This window comes from Streptococcus jiangjianxini (assembly GCF_040225085.1).
Lineage (GTDB): Bacteria > Bacillota > Bacilli > Lactobacillales > Streptococcaceae > Streptococcus > Streptococcus jiangjianxini.
Map to the genome: position 1 here is coordinate 1 of NZ_JBEHGL010000026.1, position 20,379 is coordinate 20,379.

Annotated in this window: 17 protein-coding genes, 1 tRNA gene, 1 rRNA gene and 3 pseudogenes; 21 read left to right on the forward strand and 1 reads right to left on the reverse strand. The window is 36.6% G+C overall.

From position 1 onward, the window contains the following. The first annotated feature begins 187 nt into the window (after positions 1-187). Positions 188-261 (forward strand) — tRNA-Arg (locus ABP870_RS09715). Between the two features lie 57 nt (positions 262-318). On the opposite strand, the gene rlmH is transcribed toward ABP870_RS09715, so the two are convergent. Continuing rightward, on the reverse strand, positions 319-798 hold the full coding sequence (gene rlmH, locus ABP870_RS09720; protein ID WP_350015193.1) for a 23S rRNA (pseudouridine(1915)-N(3))-methyltransferase RlmH: 480 nt from the start codon (positions 796-798) through the stop codon (positions 319-321). Between the two features lie 230 nt (positions 799-1,028). Between rlmH and ABP870_RS09725 the strand changes: the two genes are divergently transcribed. The 20 genes and pseudogenes from ABP870_RS09725 to ABP870_RS09820 all read left to right on the forward strand — a co-directional run. After that, on the forward strand, positions 1,029-2,246 hold the full coding sequence (locus tag ABP870_RS09725) for a S1C family serine protease (protein WP_350015194.1): 1,218 nt from the start codon (positions 1,029-1,031) through the stop codon (positions 2,244-2,246). 53 nt (positions 2,247-2,299) lie between these two features. Further along, the gene (locus ABP870_RS09730) at positions 2,300-3,067 is read left to right on the forward strand and encodes a ParB/RepB/Spo0J family partition protein (protein WP_350015195.1); all 768 of its coding nucleotides are present in this window, start codon (positions 2,300-2,302) and stop codon (positions 3,065-3,067) included. 202 nt (positions 3,068-3,269) lie between these two features. Further along, positions 3,270-4,637 (forward strand): chromosomal replication initiator protein DnaA, encoded by a 1,368-nt coding sequence (dnaA, locus tag ABP870_RS09735; RefSeq protein WP_350015196.1) that lies wholly within the window; start codon positions 3,270-3,272, stop codon positions 4,635-4,637. 153 nt (positions 4,638-4,790) lie between these two features. Then, positions 4,791-5,927: a DNA polymerase III subunit beta gene (dnaN, locus tag ABP870_RS09740; RefSeq protein ID WP_350015197.1), complete on the forward strand. Its 1,137-nt coding sequence runs from the start codon at positions 4,791-4,793 to the stop codon at positions 5,925-5,927. Positions 5,928-6,010: 83 nt separating this feature from the next. Next, the gene (locus ABP870_RS09745; protein WP_062710843.1) at positions 6,011-6,214 is read left to right on the forward strand and encodes a DUF951 domain-containing protein; all 204 of its coding nucleotides are present in this window, start codon (positions 6,011-6,013) and stop codon (positions 6,212-6,214) included. 120 nt (positions 6,215-6,334) lie between these two features. Further along, positions 6,335-6,688 (forward strand): annotated as a pseudogene (locus ABP870_RS09750) (helix-turn-helix domain-containing protein). A gap of 86 nt (positions 6,689-6,774) precedes the next feature. Beyond that, a complete protein-coding gene (ychF, locus tag ABP870_RS09755; RefSeq protein WP_350015198.1) occupies positions 6,775-7,890 on the forward strand; it encodes a redox-regulated ATPase YchF in 1,116 nt (371 codons plus the stop codon). A 66-nt stretch (positions 7,891-7,956) separates the two neighbouring features. Continuing rightward, positions 7,957-8,526 (forward strand): aminoacyl-tRNA hydrolase, encoded by a 570-nt coding sequence (gene pth, locus ABP870_RS09760; protein ID WP_350015199.1) that lies wholly within the window; start codon positions 7,957-7,959, stop codon positions 8,524-8,526. Next, the gene (gene mfd, locus ABP870_RS09765) at positions 8,519-12,025 is read left to right on the forward strand and encodes a transcription-repair coupling factor (RefSeq protein WP_350015200.1); all 3,507 of its coding nucleotides are present in this window, start codon (positions 8,519-8,521) and stop codon (positions 12,023-12,025) included. Before pth ends, mfd begins: the two co-directional genes overlap by 8 nt. A gap of 109 nt (positions 12,026-12,134) precedes the next feature. Beyond that, entirely contained in the window at positions 12,135-12,689 is a 555-nt protein-coding gene (locus tag ABP870_RS09770; protein ID WP_350015201.1) for a helix-turn-helix domain-containing protein, read from the forward strand. 105 nt (positions 12,690-12,794) lie between these two features. Next, the gene (locus ABP870_RS09775) at positions 12,795-13,067 is read left to right on the forward strand and encodes an RNA-binding S4 domain-containing protein (protein ID WP_104967026.1); all 273 of its coding nucleotides are present in this window, start codon (positions 12,795-12,797) and stop codon (positions 13,065-13,067) included. Next, a complete protein-coding gene (locus ABP870_RS09780) occupies positions 13,054-13,425 on the forward strand; it encodes an FtsB family cell division protein (protein ID WP_350015202.1) in 372 nt (123 codons plus the stop codon). The genes ABP870_RS09775 and ABP870_RS09780 overlap by 14 nt, the downstream gene beginning before the upstream one ends. Next, positions 13,425-13,544, forward strand: a complete 120-nt coding sequence (locus ABP870_RS09785; RefSeq protein WP_018381470.1) for an SP_0009 family protein — start codon at positions 13,425-13,427, stop codon at positions 13,542-13,544. Before ABP870_RS09780 ends, ABP870_RS09785 begins: the two co-directional genes overlap by 1 nt. Further along, on the forward strand, positions 13,545-14,828 hold the full coding sequence (locus ABP870_RS09790) for a serine hydrolase (protein WP_350015203.1): 1,284 nt from the start codon (positions 13,545-13,547) through the stop codon (positions 14,826-14,828). Beyond that, positions 14,825-16,096: a tRNA lysidine(34) synthetase TilS gene (tilS, locus tag ABP870_RS09795; RefSeq protein WP_350015204.1), complete on the forward strand. Its 1,272-nt coding sequence runs from the start codon at positions 14,825-14,827 to the stop codon at positions 16,094-16,096. The genes ABP870_RS09790 and tilS overlap by 4 nt, the downstream gene beginning before the upstream one ends. 14 nt (positions 16,097-16,110) lie before the next feature. Further along, on the forward strand, positions 16,111-16,653 hold the full coding sequence (gene hpt / locus ABP870_RS09800; RefSeq protein WP_350015205.1) for a hypoxanthine phosphoribosyltransferase: 543 nt from the start codon (positions 16,111-16,113) through the stop codon (positions 16,651-16,653). A gap of 24 nt (positions 16,654-16,677) precedes the next feature. Continuing rightward, positions 16,678-18,639 (forward strand): ATP-dependent zinc metalloprotease FtsH, encoded by a 1,962-nt coding sequence (ftsH, locus tag ABP870_RS09805; RefSeq protein ID WP_350015206.1) that lies wholly within the window; start codon positions 16,678-16,680, stop codon positions 18,637-18,639. A gap of 468 nt (positions 18,640-19,107) precedes the next feature. Continuing rightward, positions 19,108-19,423: pseudogene (locus tag ABP870_RS09810) on the forward strand (IS3 family transposase); the annotation flags it as partial. A gap of 44 nt (positions 19,424-19,467) precedes the next feature. After that, positions 19,468-19,990 (forward strand): annotated as a pseudogene (locus tag ABP870_RS09815) (IS630 transposase-related protein); the annotation flags it as partial. A 272-nt stretch (positions 19,991-20,262) separates the two neighbouring features. Next, positions 20,263-20,379, forward strand: a 16S ribosomal RNA gene (locus tag ABP870_RS09820); the annotation flags it as partial.

Genomic DNA, 20,379 nt, shown 5'->3' on the forward strand with positions numbered 1-20,379 from the left:
ACCTATCAAGAAATCTAGTATCTCATTCATAACAAAATCCTCCACTATCTTTAGTATAGCAAAGGGGTCAAACTTATTTTATGAAACTGTTATCTGAAAACGATGGTTTCTTCATGCGTTTGTCGTGTTAAACTTTTTTTACTATTGCAGATTGGGTTATTTTTTGATAAACTAATGAGGTAATAGTGGTCTCATAGCTCAGTTGGATAGAGCATTCGCCTTCTAAGCGAACGGTCGCAGGTTCGAATCCTGCTGGGATCAAACAAAAGGCAACTGGAACAAATTATTCCAGTTGCCTTTTTTTATTTACCTAACTCTCTATTTGTGATACGGGCTACCCTGTTGAATCATAAAACTACGATAAATTTGCTCAGCTAGCACCAAACGCATCAGCTGATGTGGCAAAGTTAATAAACCAAAGCTCATCAATTGATTAGCCCTTTTTTTAACACGCGCATCTAAGCCAAGACTACCACCGATGATGAAAGTAATCGTAGAATTCCCAGCTAGAGTAATTTTTGCCATTTGTTTAGCAAAATCTTCGGATGAATATTGTTTTCCCTCAATGGCAAGGCCAATAACATAGTCTCTCTCTCCAATTTTAGCTAAAATTTTATCGCCTTCTTTTGCTAAAATCTTAAGATTCTCTGCTGGACTTGCTTGATCAGGTGTTCTTTCATCAGGCAATTCAATGATGTCACATTTGGTAAAACGTCCCATTCGTTTAACGTACTCAGCAATACCATCCTTTAGGTATTTTTCTTTTAATTTCCCAACACAAATAATTTTGATTTTCATAACTTGATTATAGCATATGCACAGTATTTTAACACCTTATCCACATGTTAATAATTAAATAGCGGTGTCTTCCTTCGCTAGTTTAAAGGATTTCCACAAAGTAACAAAACTTATCCACAACCTGTGGATACTTTCTTTTTTGACATCTTTAAGCTATAATTAAGACACTTGAATTATGCTTTTAAACAAGAATAAAAGTATTTCTAAAATAATAGATAGGGGCGATTCATTTGACACACAAATCAACCAATAGCTTTAAACGAACACTAACAACCATTATAGTTGCTCTGATTTCTGGTTTACTAGGAGCCTTTATGTTTTTTTATTTCTCAGAAAACTTAACATCATCTTCAAGTAATTCCCACCAAAAAACTAAAACTAGCAATGTTGTCTATAATAATACCACCGACACAACCAAAGCAGCTAAAAAAGTACAAGATGCTGTCGTTTCTGTTATCAACTATCGAAAAAAATCCAATTCCTCTTTAAATGACCTCTATTCACAGGTCTTTGGCAATGACCAAGAAAAAAATTCCAGTGATGAACTCAGCGTGTACAGCGAGGGCTCTGGGGTTATCTATAAAAAACAAGATGGTTCAGCTTATGTTGTTACTAATAACCACGTTATTGATGGAGCTGAAAGTATCGAAATCATGCTTTCTGATGGTACTAAAGTTGTCGGAAAATTAGTCGGCTCCGATACTTACTCTGACCTAGCTGTTGTCAAAATTTCAGGTAAAAAGGTAACGACTGTTGCAGAATTTGCTAATTCAGATAAACTTAATGTCGGCGAAACAGCCATCGCTATGGGAAGCCCACTCGGTACCGAGTATGCTAACACTGTTACTCAAGGGATTGTTTCCAGTCTAAGTCGTACGGTGACCCTTAAAAATGATGAAGGTGAGACTATTTCAACCAATGCCATTCAAACAGACGCTGCTATCAATCCTGGTAACTCTGGAGGAGCGCTCATTAACATCGAAGGTCAAGTCATCGGAATCAATTCAAGTAAAATTTCTTCAACGTCAACAGCTGGCGAAGCCGTAGAAGGAATGGGATTTGCTATTCCAGCTAATGATGTGCTAAAAATTATCAATCAGTTAGAAAAGAATGGCCAGGTAACACGACCTGCTCTCGGTATTTCCATGGCTAATTTGAGCGATCTCTCAACCAGTGTAATCTCAGACCTAAAAATCCCTGAAAGTGTTACAGGTGGTATTGTTGTCGCTTCAGTTCAAGATAATATGCCCGCTTCAGGCAAACTCAAACGCTACGATGTTATTACTAAAATCAATAACAAAGAAGTCACATCAACAAGTGATCTTCAAAGCATTCTTTATGGACATAATATTGGAGATACTATCAAAGTGACTTACTACCGTGGTAAAGATAAACAAACAGCCGCTATTAATTTAAGCAAGTCAACAAAAGACTTAGAAAACAACTAAGAAGAGGCCCTACGGGGCTTTTTCAACGTTTTTATAACCTTAGGATTTAAGCAATGACAGATATTTTAAAAGACATTTTGATCAGTGATATCACAACTAATCCCAATCAGCCAAGACAAATTTTCAAAGAAGAAGACATTAAAGCACTTGCTGAATCCATTGCAAATAATGGCTTAATTCAGCCCATTATCGTTAGGCCATCAGATATTATCGGTTATGAGTTGATAGCTGGTGAAAGACGACTAAGGGCTCATCAATTTCTTGGTAAGAGTCATATTCAAGCAATCATTACTCAAAAAAGCTATCAAGAGAGTATGAAACAAGCCCTTATTGAGAATCTTCAAAGGGCCGATTTAAATCCCATCGAAGAAGCCAAAGCTTATCAAAATATCATCGATAAACTCGGAATAACGCATCAAGAACTAGCCAAATCCATTGGGAAATCTAGACCCTATATTTCAAACCAATTACGCCTATTACAGCTCTCTTCTTCTTGGCAGACAGCCATTGAAGAAGGTCTAGCTACTCCAGGCCATGCCAGACTGATTCTTGCACTCTCTGAGGAAGAACAGAAATTTTGGTTAACAGAAATCACTGGTCATCACATAAGCGTTCATCAGTTAGAAAAAACGCTCAAAAAAGAAGACAATCAGTCAACGTCAAAAGAAAAAACTATTTTCCAAAACCATTTGGAAGAAGAGATTCAAAAATCACTTGGCTTGTCAGTCAGCATCTCAGGTTTTCAACAAAAGAAAGGTCACCTTTCTATTGCCTTTTCCAACGAAGAAGAATTCAACAGAATTGTCAACAAGCTAAAATAGCTTGTTCATTTTTAGTTTTGTAAATCTTACTTATCCACAATAAAAAACGAAGGAAGCCCGTTATATTAAGAGCTTCTTTTTACTTTCCACAGCCTGTGGAAAACTTCTTTTAACACTGTGGATTTTCTTTCCTCAAATTGTGGATAACTCCCTGACATTATGTTAGAATGTTAGCAAGACATGACTAAAAAAGGAGATAGCTATGACCGAAAATGAACGCATCTTTTGGAATAGGGTTTTAGAATTGGCTCATAGCCAACTAAAACAAGCTACTTTTGATTTTTTTGTAACAGATGCGAAATTAATCAGGATTGATAATAATACTGCAACTATCCTTTTAGATAGCGAGATGAAAGAACTTTTCTGGCAGAAAAATCTTCAACCCTTTACCTTAACAGCTGGTTTTGAAATTTTTAATACCGAAATTTCCAATCGTTACATCTTTTCAGAAGACGAGTTACAGCCCTCAATAACTAATGAAGCTGTCGATTCTGCCGCTACCACAACTCAAAATGCCGCTACGTTACCCTATGTTGAATCAAATCTCAATGAAAGGTATAGTTTTCAAAATTTCGTTCAAGGCGATGAAAACCGTTGGGCAGTTGCAGCATCTATTGCAGTCACTGAAAAGCTAGGTATCTCCTACAATCCTCTCTTTATTTATGGTGGTCCAGGTCTAGGTAAAACACACTTACTCAATGCTATTGGCAATACCGTCTTACAAGATAATCCAAATGCCCGTATTCGCTACATTACAGCTGAAAATTTTATGAATGAGTTTACCAAACACCTTAGACTCAATACCATGGATGAACTAAAAGATAATTTTAGGACACTCGATGTCCTCCTCATTGATGATATTCAATCTTTGCCGAAGAAAACAACCAATGCTGGGATTCAAGAAGAATTTTTTAATACCTTTAACGCACTTCATGCCAATAATAAACAAATTGTCTTAACTAGCGACCGTAACCCTGATCATCTTAATGATTTGGAAGATCGTTTGGTCACGCGCTTTAAGTGGGGACTAACTGTCGATATTACACCACCCGACTTTGAAACACGAGTGGCTATCTTAACTAATAAGATTCAAGAATATGACTTTGATTTTCCCACAGAAACCATTGAATACCTAGCTGGCCAGTTTGATTCAAATGTTCGTGAATTAGAAGGAGCCTTAAAAGACATCAGCCTTGTGGCCAACTTCAAGAAGGTACGCGTGATTACCGTTGAAGTTGCTGCTGAAGCCATTCGAGCTCGTAAAAAGGATGGGCCTCAAGTTACTGTCATTCCAATCGAAGATATCCAGACTACCGTTGGAAAATTCTATGGGGTTACTGTCAAAGAAATTAAGGCAACCAAGCGAACACAAAATATTGTTTTAGCTCGACAGGTAGCTATGTACCTTGCGCGTGAGATGACTGACAATTCTCTTCCCAAGATTGGAAAAGAATTTGGAGGCCGTGATCACTCAACCGTTCTCCATGCCTATAATAAAATCAAAAATATGCTCGCTCAAGACGAAGGACTTCGAATTGAACTTGACAGTATCAAAAACAAAATTAAGTAGCTGTGGATAAGTTCTTGTTTTGAGTTATATTTTTCCACAACTTGTGAACAAGTCTCAGTTACTGACATTCTTTGCTTTTTGGTGTTTATCCACAGTATCAACAGTGCCTATTACTAATACTATATATAATACTTTAGATATAAAGGAGTATGCATGATTTCATTTGCAATTAATAAAGCTTTTTTCCTACACGCTCTTAATGCTACTAAGCGAGCTATTTCTACTAAAAATGCCATCCCTATTTTATCCACAATTAAAATTGAAGTATCTCTTTCTGGAATTACTTTAACAGGATCTAATGGTCAAATTTCAATTGAACATTTTATTTCAACGAAAAATGATAATGCGGGTTTGTTAATAACTTCTCCAGGAGCCATCCTCTTAGAAGCTGGTTTCTTTATCAACATTATATCGAGTTTACCTGATGTAACCCTTGATTTTAAAGAAATGGACAATTATCAAGTTCAAATCACAAGTGGTAAATCAGAAATCACTCTTAAAGGGAAGGACGTTGAACAGTACCCTCGACTCCAAGAGGTTGATACCAATAATCCTTTAATCATGGAAACCCAAATGCTTAAACAAGTGATTACGGAAACATCATTTGCAGCAAGTACTCAAGAAAGTCGTCCTATCTTAACAGGTGTTCACGTTATGCTTAAAGATAATCAAGTCTTTAAAGCTGTTGCCACAGATTCTCACCGTATGAGTCAACGTCAATTAAACTTGGAGAAGAAATCTGCTGATTTTGATGTTGTTATTCCTAGTCGCTCTTTACGTGAATTTTCAGCCGTTTTTACAGATGATATCGAAACAGTAGAGATTTTCTTCTCTGCTAGTCAAATTCTCTTTAGAAGTGAAAATATAAGCTTCTACACTCGCCTTCTTGAAGGAGTCTATCCAGATACTGATCGTCTCCTAACACCTAATTTTGAAACAGAAGTTGTTTTTAGAACAACTAGTCTTCGTCAAGCTATGGAACGTGCCTTCTTGGTGTCAAATGCGACACAAAATGGAACTGTAAAACTTGAGATAGCCGGCAATGCAGTCAGTGCCCATGTCAACTCACCAGAAGTCGGAAAAGTAAACGAAGAATTGGATACCGAAGAATTGTCTGGTAGCGATCTAACCATTAGTTTCAATCCAACCTATCTGATCGAAGCTCTTAAAGCGCTGAAAAGTGAAACCGTGCGTATCCGTTTCCTATCATCAGTACGACCATTCACCTTGACGCCAGGTGATGACAGTGAAAACTTTATTCAACTCATTACCCCTGTTCGTACCAACTAATTCTCTTGAAACCATTTAGCAATGTCTAAATGGTTTTTTAGCCGTTACATTTGTTATAATAACTAAAATGAGGAGAAAATATTATGTATCAATTGGGTACTAAAGTCGAAATGAAAAAGCCACATGCTTGTGTTATTAAATCAACGGGAAAAAAAGCCAACTGTTGGGAAATTATGCGATTAGGAGCCGATATTAAAATCAAGTGTACGAATTGTCAACATCTGGTGATGATGAGTCGTTATGATTTTGACCGTAAACTCAGGAAAATTTTATCGCAACCGCAATAGTGTTGCTAAATCAACCTTTTTGAGACTTTTGCAATTAGGAGTTGCTGTCAAAAGTGCTGGTAAGCGCAGTGGTATTGGCTTACAATGATGATGACAAAGAGAGAAAGGACCGTTATTATCATGACAATGTTTGCAGAGCAACTCAAAAGCTTACGAACAGCCCGAAATTTATCTCAAGACCACCTCGCTGAACAGCTATACATTTCCCGACAAGCGATTTCAAAGTGGTAAAATGGGGATGCAGCACCAGATATGGACAACCTAATAAAACTAGCTGCTATTTTAGAAGTTAGTTTAGATGAGTTAGTACTAGGAAAAACTCCTGAAGTTAAAGTTGAAAGGATTGTGGAAACAAGAGAAAAATATCAAATGAATGCTTGGGAATTTTTGGCAGACTATTGGTGGCTGTTATTTCCAATAGGTGGTTTTTTATCTTGGTTACTACCAGAACTGCTGCCTAAGATTTTTGGATAAAGAAGCGCCGTTTAAGATGGCGTTTTTTCTTGATATTTTATGCTATAATAGTCATGATTGAAAAAAGATAAGGAAGTTACTAAGTTATGGCTTTAACAGCAGGTATTGTTGGTTTACCAAATGTCGGTAAGTCAACACTATTTAATGCAATTACAAAGGCTGGTGCAGAAGCAGCCAACTACCCGTTCGCAACTATCGATCCCAACGTCGGCATGGTCGAAGTTCCAGATGAGCGCTTAAACAAATTGACAGAATTAGTCAAACCTAAAAAAACTGTTCCAACCACCTTCGAATTCACTGACATTGCTGGTATCGTTAAAGGTGCCTCTCGTGGTGAAGGTTTGGGAAATAAATTCTTAGCCAATATCCGTGAAGTAGACGCTATCGTTCATGTTGTTCGTGCCTTTGATGATGAAAACGTTATGCGTGAACAAGGGCGTGAATCTGACTTTGTTGATCCAATCGCAGATATTGAAACCATCAATTTGGAGTTGATTCTGGCTGATTTGGAATCTATCAATAAACGTTATGCGCGTGTTGAGAAAATGGCTCGTACACAAAAAGACAAAGATTCTGTTGCTGAGTTTAACGTTCTTGAAAAAATCAAACCAGTCCTGGAAGACGGTAAATCAGCTCGTACCATTGAATTCACAGAAGAAGAACAAAAAGTAGTCAAAGGGCTCTTTCTTTTGACAACAAAACCTGTTCTTTATGTAGCAAACGTTGATGAAGATAAGGTCGCAGAGCCAGATGACATTGACTACGTCCAATCTATTCGTGATTTTGCAGCCACCGAAAATGCAGAAGTTGTTGTCATTTCAGCACGTGCCGAAGAAGAGATTTCTGAACTTGATGACGAAGACAAGCAAGAGTTCTTAGAAGCTATCGGACTTACGGAGTCAGGTGTTGATAAATTAACACGTGCAGCCTATCATTTATTGGGACTTGGAACTTACTTTACTGCTGGTGAAAAAGAGGTACGCGCTTGGACCTTTAAACGCGGCATTAAAGCCCCTCAGGCAGCTGGGATCATCCACTCAGACTTCGAAAAAGGCTTTATTCGTGCAGTGACGATGTCTTATGATGACTTGGTTCACTACGGTTCTGAAAAAGCGGTCAAAGAAGCAGGACGTTTACGTGAGGAAGGAAAAGAATACATTGTTCAAGATGGCGATGTAATGGAATTTCGTTTCAACGTTTAAAATTTCCAAAACACTCATCGGCTGGAAGTTACTTCCAGTCCTTTTGCATTTGCATTGGAGAATAGGATGACAAAATTAATTGTAGGATTGGGAAATCCAGGCTTAAAGTATGACAATACTAGACATAATGTTGGCTTTATGTCAGTTGACAAAATTGTAAAGGAAATTGACTTAACCTTTACAGAAGATAAAACCTTTAAGGCTTATGTAACTAGTGGTTTTATTAATGGTGAAAAAATTTATTTCATCAAACCAACCACTTTCATGAATAATAGTGGAATTGCTGTCAAAGCACTTTTGACCTATTACAATATTGCTATTGAAGACTTAATTGTTATTTATGATGATTTGGATATGGAAGTTGGGAAAATTCGCTTCCGTCAAAAAGGCTCTGCAGGTGGTCACAATGGTATTAAGTCTATTATTTCTCATATCGGAACACAAGAATTTGACCGCATCAAAATTGGGATTGGTCGTCCTCAGAAAGGCATGACCGTCATCAATCATGTTTTAGGAAAATTCTCAACTGATGAAAAGATAACTATTGACAATACCTTAAATAAAGTTGACAATGCTGTCAACTATTATTTAGAAAATGATGATTTTGAAGCAACGATGAGACGGTATAATGGATAAACTAGGATTAACAGATTTATTAGTAAAAAATAGAATTATTCAAAATTGGCTTGGACAAGTCGATTCAGGACGACAATTGATCATGGGCTTATCTGCTTCCAGTAAAGCCTTGGCCATTGCGACAGCCTTTCAAAAAAATCAAGGTAAGTTTGTTATTGTGACGTCAACGCAAACTGAAGCAGAAAATCTAATCAGTGACCTATCAGCCTTACTGGATGAGGAGTGTCTTTACAGCTTTTTTGCAGATGATGTGGCGGCGGCTGAATTTATTTTTTCGTCATTTGATCGTACCCTGTCTCGTTTAGAGAGTTTAAATTTTTTACAAGATCAAAATGCCACAGGTATTTTGGTGACATCTATCATTGGTATTAAAATACTATTACCCAACCCCGAAGTTTATCAAAAAGCTCAGCTTACTTTGTCAATGGGACTTGACAAAGAAGTTGACGATGTTGTCAATAAGCTTTCTCAAATAGGCTATGAACGGGTTAGTCAAGTACTCAATCCAGGAGAATATAGTCGTAGAGGTGATATTCTGGATATTTATGAAGTGACTGAGAGGTATCCCTTTAGAATTGAGTTCTTTGGTGATGAGATTGACGGTATTCGTACCTTTGACAGTGAGACTCAGAAATCTTTAGACAGTCTTGAAAAGATAACAATCTCACCAGCAACAGACCTTATTTTGGAAAAAAGTGATTTTGATAGAGCAATATTCAAATTAGAAGAAGAAATTGAAAAAAGTATCAATGAAGACTTGACTGTCTACCTAACAGATATTTTATCTGTTACAAAAGAAAATTATCGTCATAAGGATATTCGACGCTTTTTAAGTTTCTTTTATGATAACCATTATAGTCTCTTTGATTACTTTACTAGAGATACGGTCCTTTTTATTGACGACTTTCAGAAATTGATGGATCGTCATGCTCGTTTTGAATTAGAAGTTGCTAATCTTATGACAGATGATTTACAGCATCGTAAAGCAGTATCAAACCAAGTTTACTTTGCTGATCCCTATCAGATGCTTAGACAATATCAACCAGCGACTTTCTTCTCCAATTTCCATAAAGGATTAGGAAATATTAAATTTGATGCCCTGCATAACATGACTCAATATCCCATGCAGGAATTCTTTAATCAGTTTCCTCTTTTAGTCGATGAAATTCATCGTTATCAGAAGCAGAAGGCAACAATCTTAGTTCAAGCCGATTCACAAAAGTCTTTGAACAGTTTACAAGAGACCCTAAAAGAATATAAGTTAGAGCTACTCATCTCAGATAGTCAGCAAATTATCCCTCATCAAGCTCAGTTTATCATTGGTCATTTATCAACCGGATTTTACTTGGCTGATGAAAAATTGGTGCTAATTACTGAACGCGAAATTTTTCATAAGAAAATCAAACGTCGAGCCCGTCGTTCCAATATTTCTAATGCAGAACGTCTTAAAGATTACAATGAACTGACAAAAGGAGATTATGTCGTTCATCAGGTACATGGTATTGGTAAATTTCTTGGTATTGAAACCCTGGAAATTAAGGGAATTCACCGTGACTATCTAACCATTCAATACCAAAATTCAGATCGCATTTCGCTCCCAATTGAGCAAATTGAAAGTTTATCAAAATATGTCTCGGCTGATGGCAAAGAGCCTAAAATTAACAAACTCAATGATGGACGTTTTCAAAAAACAAAGCAAAAAGTTGCCAGACAAGTTGAGGATATTGCTGATGATTTGTTAAAACTTTATGCTGAGCGTAGTCAGCTCAAAGGTTTTGCTTTTTCTCCAGATGACGATAATCAAAAGGAGTTTGATGACGATTTTGCCTATGTTGAGACAGAAGATCAACTTAGATCAATTGCTGAAATTAAAAAAGACATGGAAGCTGAAAAGCCTATGGATCGTCTTCTAGTTGGCGATGTTGGTTTTGGCAAAACAGAGGTCGCTATGCGAGCAGCCTTCAAAGCAGTCAACGATGGTAAGCAAGTAGCTATTTTAGTACCAACGACAGTCTTGGCACATCAACATTATGTCAACTTTAAAGAACGATTTGACAACCAAGCTGTCAAGATTGAAGAACTCAGTCGATTTAAAAGTAAGAAGGAACAGACCCTTATTTTAGAAGAATTATCTAAAGGACAAGTGGATATTATTATTGGGACACATCGTCTTCTTTCCAAGGATGTCAATTTCTCGGATTTGGGTTTGATTGTTATTGATGAAGAACAACGGTTCGGTGTCAAGCATAAGGAAACTTTGAAAGAATTGAAAACTAAGGTTGATGTCTTGACATTGACAGCGACGCCAATTCCTCGAACGCTTCATATGTCAATGCTTGGTATTCGAGATTTGTCAGTCATTGAAACCCCTCCAACGAATCGTTACCCTGTTCAAACCTATGTGATGGAAACTAATCTTGGAATGGTTAGAGAAGCTATTTTACGAGAATTAGATCGTGGTGGACAAGTTTTCTATGTTTACAATAAAGTTGACACGATTGAACAAAAAGTATCTGAATTACAAGAGATAGTTCCAGAAGCTAGTATTGGATTTGTTCATGGCCAGATGAGTGAAATTCAACTGGAAAATACTCTTTTAGACTTCATTGCTGGCGTTTACGATGTCTTGGTAGCAACAACTATTATAGAAACAGGTGTTGATATTTCTAACGTTAACACCCTATTTATAGAAAATGCAGACCACATGGGATTGTCAACCTTGTATCAACTTCGTGGGCGTGTTGGCCGTTCTAACCGGATTGCTTATGCCTATCTCATGTATCGACCTGATAAGGTTCTGACTGAGGTGTCAGAAAAACGTTTGGATGCTATTAAAGGATTTACAGAACTGGGGTCTGGTTTTAAAATTGCCATGCGTGATTTGTCTATTCGTGGAGCTGGTAATATCTTAGGCGCATCACAAAGTGGTTTCATTGATTCCGTTGGTTTTGAAATGTATTCCCAACTTTTAGAGGATGCTATTTTGAAGAAACAAGGGAAATCACAGGTCCGTCAGAAAGGCAATGCTGAGCTTAATTTACAAATTGATGCTTATCTCCCAACAGACTACATTTCAGATGAACGGCAAAAAATTGAAATTTATAAACGTATTCGTGAAATGGATTCACGCGCTGCCTATGAGGAACTTCAAGATGAATTGATTGACCGATTTGGAGAATATCCTGATCAAGTAGCCTATCTCCTTGAAATAGGGCTTGTCAAAACCTACCTTGACAGTGTCTTTACAGAATTAGTTGATCGTAAGGATAATCAGTTGATTGTTCGCTTTGAAAAAGTTACTCAAACCTTGTTTTTAACTCAAGATTACTTTGAAGCCCTTTCGAAAACCAATCTCAAGGCTCGTATTAGCGAGCATCAAGGAAAAATCGAAGTGATTTTCGATATCCGAAATAAAAAAGACTACGAGATTTTAGAAGAATTGATCCAGTTTGGGCAAGGATTTGCTGACATTAAAGAACGGAAAATGGAAAAGAAATAATCAGGCCCCCTTGTCAAAGCCTTTTGACATAAAAATACCTTCATGACAAAGAACTTGTATGGTAAACTAAGCTCGAGTTAATTAGACTAAAGTTATCAAGGAGGTCGAAATGAAGTTTCATAATCGCTTAGTTGATTTGAGAAAGGAAAAGGGATTGTCTCAGGAAGAATTGGCGGAGAAACTCTATGTTTCACGTCAAACCATTTCCAACTGGGAAAGAGGTAGAACTTATCCTGATATCAACTCACTATTATTGATAGCAACATTTTTCGATGTCTCTTTAGATAATCTAATTAAAGGAGATGTGGACATTATGAAACATCAGGTTGACCAATCACAGTTCAAGAAGTGGCTTATTGTTGGAGGCATTTCTTGGTTTCTATTTTCAGTTGTTGTTCCGACACGATATTTATTTTCGATGAGTGTAGTTGCTCCTATTTTATGGCTATTAGCCTGTCCAATGATTTACTCAGCTTTTCAGATTTTTTATATCATGAAAAACCGTCAATTACAGACTTATGCTGATATCTTGAATTTTTTAGATCCTAAGAAAAATGCTAAAACAAGTCTTTCTAGTGAACTGTGGTTTAGTATTAGTTTTCTAGCTGCTATTTTCCTGATTTTCTTTGCAGGGACTGTATGTTCAGCTTTAATATTCTGGTAAGAGAGTTCAGAACTCTCTTTTTATTTTGATGGCATGTAACATAAGCTCTGCCATTTTCACAAAAAAATGATAAAATGTAAGAGACAGTCTCAAAAGGAGAAGAGTATGCGTTTAGACAAATATTTAAAAGTATCACGAATTATCAAACGTCGTCCTGTGGCTAAAGAAGTTGCAGATAAAGGACGTATCAAAGTTAACGGTGTTTTAGCAAAATCCTCTACAGATTTAAAATTAAATGATGAAGTAGAAGTTCGTTTTGGAAATAAACTCTTAACCGTTAGGGTATTAGAAATGAAAGACAGCACTAAAAAAGAAGATGCTGAAAAAATGTACGAAATCATTAGCGAAAAGCGAGTAGAAGCCAATGAAGAAACCTAACGTTGTTCAGTTGAATAATGATTATATCAAAGATGAAAAGCTCAAACGGCGTTATGAAGTCGAGGAACATGCTAAGCGTCATCGATTTATGGGTGGATTACTGTTGATTGTAATGCTCCTTTTCATATTACCAACTTATAATCTCATCAGCAGTTATCATAAGTTGCAAGAAAAGAAGGCTCGTGTCATCCAGCTGAAAAAAGATTACCAATCTGTTTCTAAGGAAGTCAAAGATAAAAAGGAATTAGCAGATAGTTTGAAAGATAATGATTTTGCTGCCAAATACGCTCGAGCAAAATATTACTACTCTAAGGATGGGGAGATGATTTTCCCTGTTCCAGATTTATTACCAAAATAATGGAAAATTTAATTGAAACGATAGAAAAATTCTTACAGTACTCTGATGAAAAATTAGAAGAACTCTCAGAAAAAAATAATGCCTTAAGACGAGAAGAAAGTGAGGAAGAGAAAGACTAAATGAAGAAAATAGTCCTCTTTATGCTACTTCCTTTTTTCTTTAAAACTCTTCCAGTCATTAGTACCGAGGTTGATTTCAGTTTGACTGATGCACAGAGGTATCGGTTGTCACAGACAGCAACTTCACCTACAACTAGCCTACAAATCCCGAAAAATCCAGTTTTAAAAGTATCTGTTCCAGTTTATAAAGATGCGGATTTAAAAACGCCTGCAAAAACGTTATCATCAGATGATCCTTTAATGATTCAATCTGTTGAAGTAAATCAATTTGGTTTACCTGTTTTTCATTTGGCTGATCAGACTTATATGTTAGCTGATGAAACGCTTTATTATCAAGATGTTATATTAGAGCAGACACCATTATCAGAAACCTATTGGACACGAAAGATTGATAAGATTTATGATAGTCCTTTCGTCAAGGGGAGTAAAGAAGTTTCCCAGAAACCAAAAGACTACACGCAGGTCAAGGTAACTGCAGTAGCTACAACACATAGTGGAACTTATTATCAGTTAGATCAATATGGTTGGGTTGAAGGACATCTAATTTCTAATCAAGATACCAGAATGGAGAAAGTCCAAGATGTCTTGACAAGAAAATACCAAAAAGCTGATTATGGTATTAGCGTTAAACAATTGGAAACTAGACAAGTTGCTGGCATTAATGCTGAAAAGATAATGTATGCAGCAAGTTTGGCTAAACTCCCTGTTTTATACTATATACAAGAGGCAATCAATCAAGGAAAAATTAGTACGGATACGAAGTTCAAATACATTTCTAAAGTTAACGATTTTTATGGTGCTTACGATCCTAGTGGAAGTGGCAGTCTTCCTAAAAAGGCAGATAATAAAGAATATACTGTTGCTGATTTAATGAAGAAAGTAGCCCAGCAGTCGGACAATGTTGCCAGTAATATGCTAGCTTACTATGTTACAGATCAATTTGGAACAGATTTTCAAAACCAGATGAAGACAATTTCAGGAAGAACTTGGGATATGAAAAAACGCGACGTTTCACCAGAAACCATCAATACAGTGTTAGAAGCTATCTATCATCAAAATGGTTTTGTTCTTGACTATTTATCGAAGACAGATTTTGATGACAAGCGTATCTCAAAAAATATTTCAGATAAAGTTTCTCATAAAATTGGAGACGCCTACGATTACAAACATGACGCTGCTATTATTTATACAAAGTCGCCATTTATCCTAACCATAATGACGAATAAAGCGGATTATGATGATATAACAGCTATTGCAGATGATATTTATGAGATTTTAAAATGATTAAACCAACTGATTTTTTAAGACATGTTCAAAAAAAGCAATTTTTTGCCTCCCATCAAAAGGTGCTTATAGCCGTTTCAGGTGGAGTAGATTCGATGAATCTGCTGCACTTTTTATATATTTCACGTGAAACACTTAACATCGATATTGGCATAGCTCATGTGAATCATCATCAAAGAGAAGCCTCTAAAATGGAAGAAGCTTATCTCAAAGATTGGACTGATAATCATAATATTCCCTTTTATTTAGGGCATTTCCAAGGAAAATTCACTGAGAAAAAAGCGCGTGATTTTCGCTATAACTTTTTTAAAGACATCATGCAAAGGGACGGTTACACTGCTTTAGTAACTGCCCATCATGCAGATGATCAAATTGAGACGATTTTCATGCGACTAATCCGCGGAAGCAAACTCCGATACCAAACAGGAATAAGAGAAAAACAAGCCTTTGCTAACGGAGAGCTAATTAGACCTCTCCTACCCTTTTCTAAAAATGATTTTCCAGATATTTTTCATTTTGAAGATTCAAGTAACCAAGAAAATGACTATTTGAGAAATCGCATTAGAAATCATTATTTACCGGAACTAAGGCAAGAAAATCCTAATCTTAACCAAGCTATATTAAGACATGGTCAGGATATGTCTTTGCTAATAGGGGCTTTACAAGATTTAACAAAAGATATTGATAAGCAAGATTGTTTAGTTTTTAGACAACAAACACCTGCTGTTCAGCGTTTTTTATTGGAGGAGTATCTGTCTAATTTCTCTGATTTACAAATGGGACAATCACAATTTGAACAATTATTGTCTAATTTGAATAGTTCTAAGAGTTATGATTTTCCTTTAAAAAATCACTATCATTTCAAAAAAAGTAATGAACGTTATAGCATTTATAAAATCAGTCCAGAGACGGATAGTCAGTTACAAGAAGTTTTGTTAGAATATGGCTCATTGGTCACTTTAGAAAATTATTCTTTCTCTTATAGTGAGGGGCACGAAAGCTATTTAGAATTTATCCCGCTACCCTCTAAAAATCCAGTCATTCTGAGACATCGGAAACCAGGTGATAGAATTCTGGTAAAAAATATTTCTAAAAAGTTGAGACGATTCTTTATCGATGAGAAAATAAATGAAGAAGATAGACGAAGAACAATCATCGTTGAACAAGATAATCATATTGTGGCAGTGATATGTCAGGGAAAAACATATTTGAGTAATCCTTATTATCATGATATAATGAAGGGCAGATTATATATTCAAAAAATGTAGAATGGTGAACAGCTATGTTAGAACAAGATATAAAAAAAGTTCTTTATTCAGAAGAAGAAATTATAGCCAAGTCAAAAGAACTTGGTGCGCAACTAACAAAAGATTACGCAGGGAAAAATCCTTTACTTGTCGGTGTTTTAAAGGGCGCAGTTCCTTTTATGGCAGAACTCATTAAGCACATAGATACGCATGTTGAAGTTGATTTTATGGTGGTTTCTAGCTACCATGGTGGGACGACATCTAGTGGTGAAGTCAAAATCCTTAAAGATGTAGACACAAATATTGAAGGGCGCGATGTTGTTTTCGTAGAAGATATCATTGACACTGGTCGTACGCTTCTTTATTTGCGAGATATGTTTAAGTACCGCAAGGCTAACTCTGTTAAAATTGCGACACTATTTGATAAACCCGAAGGTCGTGTTGTCGACATCGATGCGGATTATGTTTGCTACAATATTCCAAATGAATTCATCGTTGGTTTTGGTTTAGATTATAATGAAAATTATCGTAATCTCCCATACGTAGGTGTTCTAAAAGAAGAAATCTACACAAAATAAAAAATTAGAAGGTCACTCCGTTTAATGAATAATAAAAACAATAACGGTTTTGTGAAAAATTCTCTATTATATATATTGATCATCGTCTCTGTGGTAACAGCATTTCAATATTATTTTAGTGGAAGCAATTCACAAAGCCAGCGCATCAGCTACAGTAATTTAGTTAAGCAACTAAAAAAAGGTGATATTAAAACTGTTACCTACCAGCCTAGTGGTACTGTTTTAGAAGTAACTGGACAATATAAAAAAGCTAAAAAAGCAGAAACCTCCACAGACTTAGCTTTTTTAGGCGATTCTAAACGAGAAGTCAAAAGTTTTACAAGTACGATTTTGTATAGTGACTCTACTTTAAATACACTTCAAAAAGCAGCGGATGATGCAGACGTTAACATCAAAGTAAAACAAGAAAGTTCTAGTGGAACTTGGATTTCTATTATTATGAGCTTTTTACCGCTGGTCGTCATGATTGCTTTCTTTAGCATGATGATGAATCAAGGTGGCGGTGGAGCACGAGGAGCGATGAGTTTTGGTAAGAATAAAGCCAAAACTCAGAGTGAAGGCAATGTAAAAGTTCGCTTCTCAGATGTTGCCGGTGCAGAAGAAGAGAAACAAGAACTTGTAGAAGTTGTTGATTTCCTGAAAAATCCTAAAAAATATAAAGCTCTTGGAGCGCGTATTCCTTCAGGTGTCTTACTAGAGGGTCCTCCAGGTACTGGTAAAACTCTTCTTGCTAAAGCCGTCGCAGGTGAAGCAGGTGTTCCGTTCTTTAGCATTTCAGGATCTGATTTTGTTGAAATGTTCGTTGGTGTCGGTGCAAGCCGTGTTCGTTCACTTTTCGAAGATGCCAAAAAAGCTGAACGAGCAATTATCTTTATTGATGAGATTGATGCGGTTGGTCGTCGTCGTGGAGCCGGAATGGGCGGAGGAAACGATGAACGTGAACAAACACTCAACCAATTACTTATTGAGATGGATGGTTTCGAAGGCAATGAAAGTATCATCGTCATCGCTGCAACCAACCGTAGTGATGTGCTTGATCCTGCTCTTCTACGTCCGGGACGCTTTGACCGAAAGGTTCTCGTAGGACAACCAGATGTTAAAGGACGAGAGGCAATTTTACGTGTTCACGCTAAAAATAAACCATTAGCAGAAGATGTTGATTTGAAAGTTGTTGCTCAACAAACGCCAGGATTTGTCGGTGCAGATTTAGAAAATGTTCTTAATGAAGCTGCCCTTGTTGCTGCTCGACGGGATAAAAAAGTCATTGATGCTTCTGATATTGATGAAGCTGAGGACCGTGTTATTGCTGGGCCATCTAAGAAAGATAAGTCAGTATCACAACGCGATCGTGAATTAGTAGCATTCCATGAAGCAGGACATACAATCGTTGGTTTAGTGCTTTCAAATGCTCGAGTAGTACATAAAGTAACCATTGTGCCGCGTGGACGTGCAGGCGGATATATGATAGCACTTCCTAAAGAAGACCAAATGCTCCTATCTAAAGATGATATGAAAGAGCAACTAGCGGGCTTAATGGGTGGACGTGTAGCAGAAGAAATTATTTTCAACGTTCAAACAACAGGTGCTTCAAATGACTTTGAACAAGCAAGTCAAATGGCTCGTGCTATGGTAACAGAATATGGAATGAGTGACAAACTTGGCCCTGTCCAATATGAAGGTAACCATTCGATGATGGCAGGACAATTGTCTCCAGAAAAATCATATTCGCCAGAAACAGCTCAAATGATTGATGATGAAGTTCGTGAACTACTTAATGATGCACGTAATAAAGCAGCTGATATCATTAATGAAAATCGGGAAACTCATAAATTGATTGCAGAAGCTCTTCTTAAGTATGAAACGTTGGATGCTGCTCAAATTAAATCAATCTACGAAACAGGTAAAATGCCTGAAGAAGCAGACGATGATAAAGAAGCACATGCTTTATCATACGATGAAATCAAAGAAAAAATGACAGAAGAATAGGAAGTAATACCTAGTCCTAAAACTTATGGGTAAAAAAGTATTTCTTAATATCTGTTAGTTGCAATTATCAAAAGACGACCCGAAGTAGGTCGTTTTTTTGAGGGCTCTTTTCTACCATTAGTCAAGTTTGTCGCAAGCGCTCCATAATGAGTTATCTAGTAATTCTCTCAACCATCCAGTATACTGTTAGTAGAAAATGAAACTGGAGGCTATTTTGATGACACAACCCATTGTTCTCTTGGAAACGTTATAATCTCGCCGCTTTAATCAGAAAAAACAAAATGATATTCAAATGAAGGTATGCCTTAGCAAACTTAAACTCAGCTTATGTCAACCCCTTGATAAAGACATTGGATAGGTTACACTAAACTAGACAGAATTTATAAAGTGTTCTACACTGATGATCTATAGGAGAAAAGATATGTCTAGAAAAAACGTCGTCATTTCACAGATGACTTTAAGCAACAAATTGTTGATCTTCACCGTTCAGGTATGAAATGAAGTGAGCTTATCAAAGAATATGAGTTAGCCCCTTCCTCTTTGATAAGTTGCTCAGACAACCCAAAACAACTGGGTCCTTCAAATCGGTTGATAATCTAACAGAGGAACAACGAGAGCTAATAACCCTTAGAAAGTACAATAAAGAATTCAAAATGCAGCTAGACATCCTAAAGCAAGCGGCAGTGATTATGGCACAAAAAGGCAAATAATCACTGCTAACAAGGATAAATACAACGTTTCAGCCATGTGTTGCTGGTTGAACATTTCTCGATCCAGCTATTATAACAAAATGAAACAAAATCAGTACGTTTATGATATAATATTATCATGGCTTATTCACTAGATTTTCGTAAAAAAGTTCTCACCTATTGTGACAAAATAGGGACTATTTCTGAAGCAGCTGAGGTTTTCCAAATCTCACGCAATACCATTTATGGATGGTTAAAACTCAAAAATGAAACAGGTTCCCTTCATCATCAGGTGAAAGGAACTAAACCAAGAAAAGTTGATAGAGATAGACTAAAAACCTATCTTGAAGCTCATCCCGATGCTTATTTGACTGAAATAGCTTCTGAATTTGATTGTCATCCAACCGCTATTCACTATGCCCTCAAAGCTATGGGATATACTCGAAAAAAAGAACTGTACCTATTACGAGCAAGACCCTGAAAAAGTGAGACTGTTTCTTAAAGATTTCAACACCTTCAGTCATTTAACGCCTGTTTATATTGATGAAACTGGATTTAATAGCTATTTTTACCGAGAGTATGGTCGTTCATTGAGAGGTCAATTGATATCAGGTAGAGTATGTGGAAGAAGATATCATCGCATATCTTTAGTTGCGGGTTTAAAAAAACACGAAAAAACTATTGACAAGTTCAATGCAAATATAGTAATATATAAAAGTTCTCAAATCACCCCATAGTTGTCATGAGACTTTTGAAAAAAAGTTGAAAAAAAGTTATTGACAAAGTTCGGGAGGTTTGATAAAATAAAGAAGTTGTCTCTTACGGAGGCGATAAGACCTTTGAAAACTGGATAAAGAAACCAAACGTGCGGGTTACATTAAGTAACCTGTCAATAAAAGAAGAAAAAGTCAGATGATATCTGACTGAGTACAGTTCAAATGAGAGTTTGATCCTGGCTCAGGACGAACGCTGGCGGCGTGCCTAATACATGCAAGTGGAACGCATTTATAACAACCGTAGCTTGCTACACTTGATATAAATGAGTCGCGAA